We start from the raw sequence: 7305 nt of genomic DNA, 5'->3' as shown, positions 1-7305 counted from the left end.
GGCCGCGCTCGTCGGCGCCGCGCTCGCCGCCGCGGCGGCGCTGGCCCAGACCAGTCTGGTCGTGCGCGCCGGGCTGCACGGCTCGAAGCGGGCCGAGCTCTACCTCAGTGCTCTTGTGGCAGTCAGCGTCGTCGGCGCGGTGCTCGGGCTCGTCGTCGGCCGGGCGGTGACGCGCGGGCGGCCCGGCGCGCGGGCCGTCGGGCTGGCCGTGCTCAGCGTCCTGCTGACCGGCTGGCTCGGATTCCTCCTGCTCGTCCAACGGTCGATCGGCAGCACGCTCTGGCAGGGCGTGTTCACCGCGATCCCGTGGGTGACCGCTGTCATCGCGGGGCTCGGGCTCGCACTCTGCCCGCCGCGCTCCCGACGCGCGGTCCTCGCCTGGCTGGCCGCTCTCCTCGTCGTCTGGGTCGGGCCGGCCCTGCTCGCCGCCGGCGGCTATGTCGCGGGCTCGAGGGCGATGCTGTCGAGCTCCCCGCCGAGCGAGTGGCTGGACGCGGGCTGGGACGTGCTGCGGGCTGCGCTCCTGCCGGCCAACCACGCCCGTTGGCCGTTCGTGCTCACGATCCTTGTCGGACTCGTCGGGCTGCTCCCGGGCGTGGCCGGCTCGGCAACGAAGGACCGCGCCCGTACGGTTGACCCGTGACCTCCACCGCACGACGCCGCTCCGTCGCGCTCGCCCTCGTCGCCGTCCTCGGCACCGCATCGACGAGTGCCTGCTCGATGTTGGACCAGCCGCCGACGCCGGACGGGGCGGTGCAGGCCCTGGCCGACGGGCTCGCAACCGCCGACCTCACCGCGGTGCCGCTCAGCGGTGCCAGCCCGGCCGACGCCACCGCCTTCGTCCAGAAGGTCTACAAGGGCATGGGCAAGAACCGTCCGGGCGTGACGGTCACGAAGGTGACGCAGGCAGAGGGGGCCGAGACGGCGACCGCGACCCTGGTGACCCAGTGGGACGTCTCGAAGTCGCCGAAGGACTGGCGCTACCAGACCAACGTGCCGCTCACGCTCGTCGACGGCAGGTGGCGGGTCACGTGGTCACCGGCCCTCGTCGCGCCGGAGCTGAAGCGGGACGAGGTGCTCTCCCTCGTCACGAAGTGGCCCAAGCGGGCCGACATCGTCGCCGCCGACGGCGCACCCCTCATGACCGAGCGTGAGGTCGCCGTCGTGGGCATCGACAAGACCCGGGTCACCGGGGCCGCGGTCAAGGACTCGGCGACCAAGCTGGCCAAGGTGCTCGGGATCGACGCGGGCGGCTACGCCGGCCGGGTGGCGGCGGCCGGCGCACAGGCGTTCGTCCCGGCGCTGACGCTGCGCACCACGGACCCCACCCTGACGAAGAACACCACGGCGATCGACGCGATCAAGGGCGCCTCGCGGCTGCCCCGGATGATGGTGCTCGGCCCGAGCCGCACCTGGGCCGCCCCGATCCTCGGCAGCGTGGGCGAGGCGACCGCCGAGCAGATCCAAAAGTCCAAGGGCACGCTCGAGGCGGGCGACGAGGTGGGCCAGTCGGGGCTCGAGCTGCGCTACGACGAGCAGCTGCGCGGCGCTCCCGGCCTCGCGATCCAGGCGCTGACGAAGGGCGCCGACGGCAGCACCACGGACAAGCGCGAGCTCTATGCCGAGCTGTCCACCGACGGCACCCCGCTGCGGCTCACCCTCGACCAGGCCGCGCAGACGGCGGCCGAGAAGGCCCTCGCGGGACAGACCAAGCAGCCGACAGCCCTCGTGGCGGTCCGTGTGTCGACGGGTGAGGTCGTCGCCGCCGCGATCGGGCCGGCCGCCAACGGCGCGCCGCTGGCGCTGGCCGGGCGGAAGGCCCCGGGCTCCACCTTCAAGCTGGCCAGCTCGCTCGCACTCGTGCGCAAGGGGGCGAGCGCCGACACGAAGGTCCCGTGCACCGACACGCTGACCGTCAACGGTCGCAAGTTCGGCAACTACTCGCACTATCCCAAGGACAAGCTCGGCGACATCACGCTCGCGACCGCGCTCGCGTTCTCGTGCAACACGGCGTTCATCAGCCAGTACCAGAAGGTGTCCCAGCAGGACCTCATCTCGGCGGCACACTCGCTCGGCATCGGCGAGAGCCTCGACCTGCCGTGGACCGGTTTCCTCGGCTCGGTCCCGGACACGAAGGACGTCGTCGAGCACGCGGCCTCGTTCATCGGGCAGGGCCGGGTCGAGGCCTCACCGCTCGCGATGGCGGTCGCGACGGCCTCGGTGATGCGGGGCCAGACGGTGCGGCCCAGGCTCATCGCCGACGAGCCGCGGCTGCCCGCTCCGGACGTGCCGCTGCAGCCGAAGGAGGCCGAGGTGCTGCGCACCGAGATGCGGGCGGTCGTCAAGGAGGGCTCCGGCCGGGTGCTCCAGCAGGTGGGTGTGGAGTTCGCCAAGACGGGTACCGCAGAGTTCGGCACGGACAATCCGCCCAAGACGCACGCCTGGATGGTGGCGGGGCGGGGGGACCTTGCGATCGCCGCCTACAACGAAATCGGACCCAGTGGTACGACAGATGCAGCACCCTTCATCATCAGCTTCCTCAAGGACTACGACGCACCCTGATCCGGCGTGCGAAGTGGGACGGATGGCCGGATGATGGGACCCATGGTTCGTAGGGGGCTCGCCATGGGGCTGTCCGTCGGGGTCCTCGGTCTGGGTGGCTGCGGCGTGACGTCGGACGCGACCGGCTCGACGCCGGCGCCCGGGGCGCCCCTCGGCGTCACCACGACGACCCCCGGCACCCACACGGCCGCCGGCTCGCCGGGGCTCGACCGACCGACGGCCGACCCGACCGGCCCGACCTTCCCCCTCACCCTGCGGCGGACCGGCGGCATCGCCGGCTTCCACGACACGGTGGTGCTCAACGCGAACGGCACCCTGTCCGTGGACACCGACACGATCCACGGCCGCACCTGCACCCTCGACAAGGCGACCCGCAACAGCCTGCTCGTCGCCCTGTCGACCCTCCGGCTCGGTGGACCGCAGTCCGATGCGCCGTCCCCCGAGGCCTCCGAGACGAGCAGCAACCCGATCACCATCACAGTGACCGACGTGCACCACCGGCTGGTCGACCTCGACGACCCGTCCCTGGGCGAGATCCGCAACCGGGTGTCCGCCCTCGTCGCCGACGTGACGCTGAGCGGGCCGTCGTCGACCCGGTGCACGACCCCGACCGCGTAGGGCCACGTCCCGTCCGAGGGGGACGAGCAGGAGGGCCGGTATGCCGCCGAGCTCGCTCAGCGGCATACCGGCCCTCGGGCGCGGGGCTGGGACTCAGCCCTGCGCGCTGATGTCGTCGACGACGAAGCTCGTCTGGTAGAGCGAGTCCTCGTTCATCGTGAACTTCAGCGTCACGGACTTGCCCTTGTAGGCGGACAGGTCGACGGACACCTGCTGGTAGGCGTTGGTGGCCGACAGGTTCGAGTAGCTCTTGACCGTCGTGCCGTTGAGGCTGACGGCCAGCTTGTCGTAGGCATAGGTCCGTGTCGACTCGGAGGTGTCGATGCGGATCCAGTAGGTCAGCGTCGGGGACGTCGCCGTCGAGGGGACGGTGAAGGCCTGCTGCTCGTACTCCGAGGTGGTCCGGCCGTTGCCGCCGAGCCACATCTTCCACGAGCCGCTGTGCGGGGGGCGACCGGTGTTGTTCGTGATCGGCCCGCTCGTTCCGGTCCAGCCGGTCTGCCCGGACTCGAGACCGCCGTTGGTGACCCAGTTGCCACCGCTCGGCGGCGGCGGAGTGCTGCCGCCGCAGGTCTCCGAGGTGGCCGCGACGCTGATCGCCGAGAAGGCGTCGGCGACCGCGGCGCACTCCGCGCTGCTCGTGCCGTAGAGGTCCTTGGCCGCCTTGATCGCACCGGTGCGGGCCGCGGCGTAGGTGCTCGACGAAGTCAGGTAGGTCGAGAGGGCGCGGTACCAGATCTTCTCGACCTTCTCGTGGCCGATGCCGGTCAGGGACGAGCCGTTGCAGGTGGGGCTGTTGTAGCTGACGCCGTTGATGGTCCTGGCGCCCGACCCGTTCGAGGCGAGGAAGTACCAGTGGTTGAGCGGCCCGGAGGAGTAGTGCGGGTCGAGGCCGCCGAGGCTCGAGCTCCAGCAGTCCTTGGAGGAGCCGTCCTTGCTCGGCTTGTCCATGTAGCGCAACGGCGTGCCGTTGCCGTTGATGTCGATCTCCTCGCCGATGAGGAAGTCCGGCGTGTCGCTGCTGTTGTTCGCGTACCACTCGACGGCCGTGCCGAAGATGTCCGACGTCGCCTCGTTGAGGCCGCCCGACTCACCGGAGTAGGTGAGGTTCGCGGTGTTCTCGGTGACCCCGTGGCTCATCTCGTGCCCCGCGACGTCGAGCTCGACGAGCGGGTGCTGGTTGCTCGCGCCGTCTCCATAGGTCATCTGGGTGCCGTCCCAGAACGCGTTGACATAGCTGTTGCCGTAGTGGACCCGGGACCGGGCGCCGGTTCCGTTGTTCCAGATGCCGGCCCGCCCCAGCACGTTGTTGTAGTAGTCGTAGGTCTTCTCCGCGCCGTAGTGCGCGTCGACCGCAGCGGACTGGCGGTTGCTCTGGCTGCCGGTGCCCCACACGTCGTCGGTGTCGGTGAACGTCGTGCCGGTCCCGCTCGTCCTGTTGCCCAGGTCGGTCGTGTAGTTGCCGCGCGAGTCCTTGAGCGAGTAGCTGCCGGAGCTGCCCGTGGTGCCGAGGCTGACCGTGCCGACGAAGATGCCGTTGCCGGTGCCGTTCTTGATGTCGTCCCACGACTGGAGCGTCGCGCCGGTCGTCGCGTCGACGATGGTGTGGACGCGGCTCGGCGTCTGGTCGGCGCGCACCCCTTCCGTGACGACCTCGTAGGCCAGCCGGGGACCACCGTCGGTCATGAAGATGACGAGCTCACCGGGCGAGGCCTGCTCCCGCTGCGCGTGCGAGGCGGCCAGGCCCGCGCTCCGGGCGGCCGCCGCCGAGACGGTCGGGGTGAGCGTGTTGGGAGCGACGGAGGCCCGGTCGTGGTTGTACGTCACGCTCCTGACCGCGCCCGTGGCGTCGCGGTGCGAGACGAGGTCGCCCCCGACGACGCGCAGCCCGTTGTAGGTGCGCTCGTACCGGACGTGGGTCGCCCCGTCCTTGTCGTGGACGACGGATCGGACGATGAGCTTTTCGCCCGAGGCGGCGCTGCCGCCCTGGCCGGCGAGAGCCGGCACGGCTGGCGCGGCGGCCAGCGCAACCGCGAGGAGACCAGCAGTCCCCGCGCCGGAGGTGAGTCGGTTCAACTTCTGCTCCTTGTCGTCGGGCCCGTCTCGTGGGACGAGATGCCGCGGGCCGATGAGCGAAAGTCGCAGGCGGGGGGAAATGCGGTCAACCGGGCTGGAGAAGACTTTGCGAAGTGCATACGAGACTGGGGGCAACGGGGCGCGCCTCTTGACGGTTTCTTGACGCAACTCCCAGCAACCGGGGGCGCCCGGCGACCCGCCGCGGACCGGCGGCCCTCATATACTCCGCATGTCCACCGCCGCTCCGAGCGGGGGTGGTGCTCGAAAAATGGGCACGCAGCCGCCCGACGGGTCGACGACGACCGGGACGGGTGAGCGAGACACATACGGCCTCACCACCCGTTCGCATCTCGCCGCTGAGGAGCGTCCCCATGCCCACGGTCTCCACCCACGTCGCGATCACCCTTGCCGCCCACGTCGACCACGTCTTCGGGCTCATGGGCAACGGCAACGCCTGGTTCCTCGACGCCCTCGAGCGCCGGACGACAGCAACCTTCACCGCCGTGCGGCACGAGGCGGGCGCGGTCGTCGCCGCCGATGCCTACCACCGCGCGTCCGGGCGGCTCGCCGCGGCGACCGCGACGTACGGCGCCGGCTTCACCAACACCCTGACCGCGCTCGCCGAGGCGGTGCAGGCGCGGGTCCCCCTCGTGCTGGTCGTCGGCGACGAGCCGACCTCCGGGCGGCGGCCCTGGGACGTCGACCAGATCGCGCTCGCCTCGGCGGTCGGAGCGCGGACCTACACGGTGGGACGCATGGACGCGGCGGCCACCACGGTCATCGCGGTCGAGCACGCGCTGACCTACCGGGTGCCGACGATCCTCGCCATCCCGTATGACGTCGCCACCGTCGAGGCGGGACCGGTGCCGACGGCTCCGCACCCTCGCCTGCCCGCCCCGCTCGCGCCGCAGGGCCCGTTCGCGCAGGCCGCCCTCCGGGAGCTCGCCGTTGCGCTCGCCTCCGCGAAGCGCCCGCTCCTGCTGGCCGGACGCGGAGCCTGGGTTTCCGGTGCCGGCGAGGCCCTCGGGGCGCTCGCCGACGCCACGGGCGCCCTCACCGCGACGACGGCGCTCGGCCGCGGCGTCTTCCCGGCCACGGAGTACGACCTGGGCGTCTCCGGCGGGTTCGGGGCGGAGGGCGCCATGCAGCTGGTCCGCGAGGCGGACCTGGCCGTGGTCTTCGGCGCCGGGCTGAACCAGTTCACGATGCGCTTCGGGGAGCTGTTCGCGCCGGGCACGCGCATCGTGCAGGTCGACGTCGCACCGGCCGCGACGCACCCCCACGTCAGCGGCTTCATCCGCGGCGACGCGGCGGTCGTCGCCCGCCAGCTCGTCGCGGCGCTCGACAGCCTCGGTGCGCAGCCGTCCGGCTGGCGGGAGTCGGTCGACGTCGAGGGCCTGCACGAACGGGAGCTGGGCGACGAGCTGGCTGCCGACGGCCGGCTCGACCCGCGCGCGGTGGCGCACCGCATCGGCGAGCTCCTGCCCGAGGACCGGGTCGTCGTCTCCGACGGCGGCCACTTCATCGGGTGGGCCAACATGTACTGGCCGGTCGCGTCTCCGGACCGGATGATGATGGTCGGCACGGCGTACCAGTCGATCGGCCTCGGCTTCCCATCCGTGCCGGGCGCCGCCCTCGCGAAGCCCGACTCGACCGTCGTGCTCACGACGGGTGACGGCGGCGGCCTGATGGCGCTGGCCGACCTCGAGTCGGCCGTGCGGGTGGCGGGCGGCCGCGGGCTGGCCGTCGTGTGGAACGACGGTGCCTACGGCGCCGAGGTGAACCTCTACGGCCTCAAGGGCCTGGCGGAGGGACCGATGCTCATCTCGGACGTCGACTTCGCGGCCCTCGCCGAGGCGGTCGGCGCCGAAGGGGTCGTCGTGCGGCGCCTGGCCGACCTCGACCGGCTCGGCCGGTGGGCCGGCGAGGACCCGGCCACCCGCTCGTTCCTGCTGCTCGACTGCCGGGTCTCGACCACCGTCATCGCGCCGTACCAGCAGGAGATCATCCGGATCAACTCCTGACCCGCCCCACCCGTCGAAGGGCCAC

At 71.9% G+C, this 7305-nt stretch carries 4 protein-coding genes and 1 pseudogene; 4 read left to right on the top strand and 1 reads right to left on the bottom strand.

Annotated features, from left to right (window positions below; all coding sequences use genetic code 11):
* The 3 genes and pseudogenes from N864_RS25125 to N864_RS16965 all read left to right on the top strand — a co-directional run.
* Positions 1-643 (top strand): annotated as a pseudogene (locus N864_RS25125) (hypothetical protein); the annotation flags it as partial.
* Complete coding sequence (locus tag N864_RS16970) at positions 640-2562, top strand: penicillin-binding transpeptidase domain-containing protein (protein WP_034719607.1); 1923 nt, start codon at positions 640-642, stop codon at positions 2560-2562. The pseudogene N864_RS25125 and the gene N864_RS16970, both read left to right, overlap by 4 nt.
* 42 nt (positions 2563-2604) lie before the next feature.
* Positions 2605-3180, top strand: a complete 576-nt coding sequence (locus N864_RS16965) for a hypothetical protein (RefSeq protein ID WP_155892987.1) — start codon at positions 2605-2607, stop codon at positions 3178-3180.
* A 93-nt stretch (positions 3181-3273) separates the two neighbouring features.
* Here N864_RS16965 and N864_RS16960 read toward each other — a convergent pair whose 3' ends face one another.
* Positions 3274-5256 carry a M4 family metallopeptidase gene (locus N864_RS16960; protein ID WP_034719602.1) on the bottom strand — a complete coding sequence of 661 codons (1983 nt, stop codon included), beginning with the start codon at positions 5254-5256 and terminating at the stop codon, positions 3274-3276.
* 371 nt (positions 5257-5627) lie between these two features.
* Between N864_RS16960 and N864_RS16955 the strand changes: the two genes are divergently transcribed.
* Positions 5628-7280, top strand: coding sequence for a thiamine pyrophosphate-binding protein (locus N864_RS16955; protein ID WP_034719600.1), 1653 nt, complete (start codon positions 5628-5630; stop codon positions 7278-7280).
* The last annotated feature ends 25 nt before the right edge of the window (positions 7281-7305 follow it).

It is taken from the genome of Intrasporangium chromatireducens Q5-1, assembly GCF_000576575.1.
GTDB classification, from domain to species: domain Bacteria; phylum Actinomycetota; class Actinomycetes; order Actinomycetales; family Dermatophilaceae; genus Intrasporangium_A; species Intrasporangium_A chromatireducens.
This window is presented reverse-complemented; position numbering and strand designations above follow the sequence as displayed.

Coding starts and splice junctions, on each gene's coding strand:
- N864_RS16965 (WP_155892987.1), top strand. CDS start 2,605: ATGGTTCGTAGGGGGCTCGCCATGGGGCTGTCCGTCGGGGTCCTCGGT.
- N864_RS16955 (WP_034719600.1), top strand. CDS start 5,628: ATGCCCACGGTCTCCACCCACGTCGCGATCACCCTTGCCGCCCACGTC.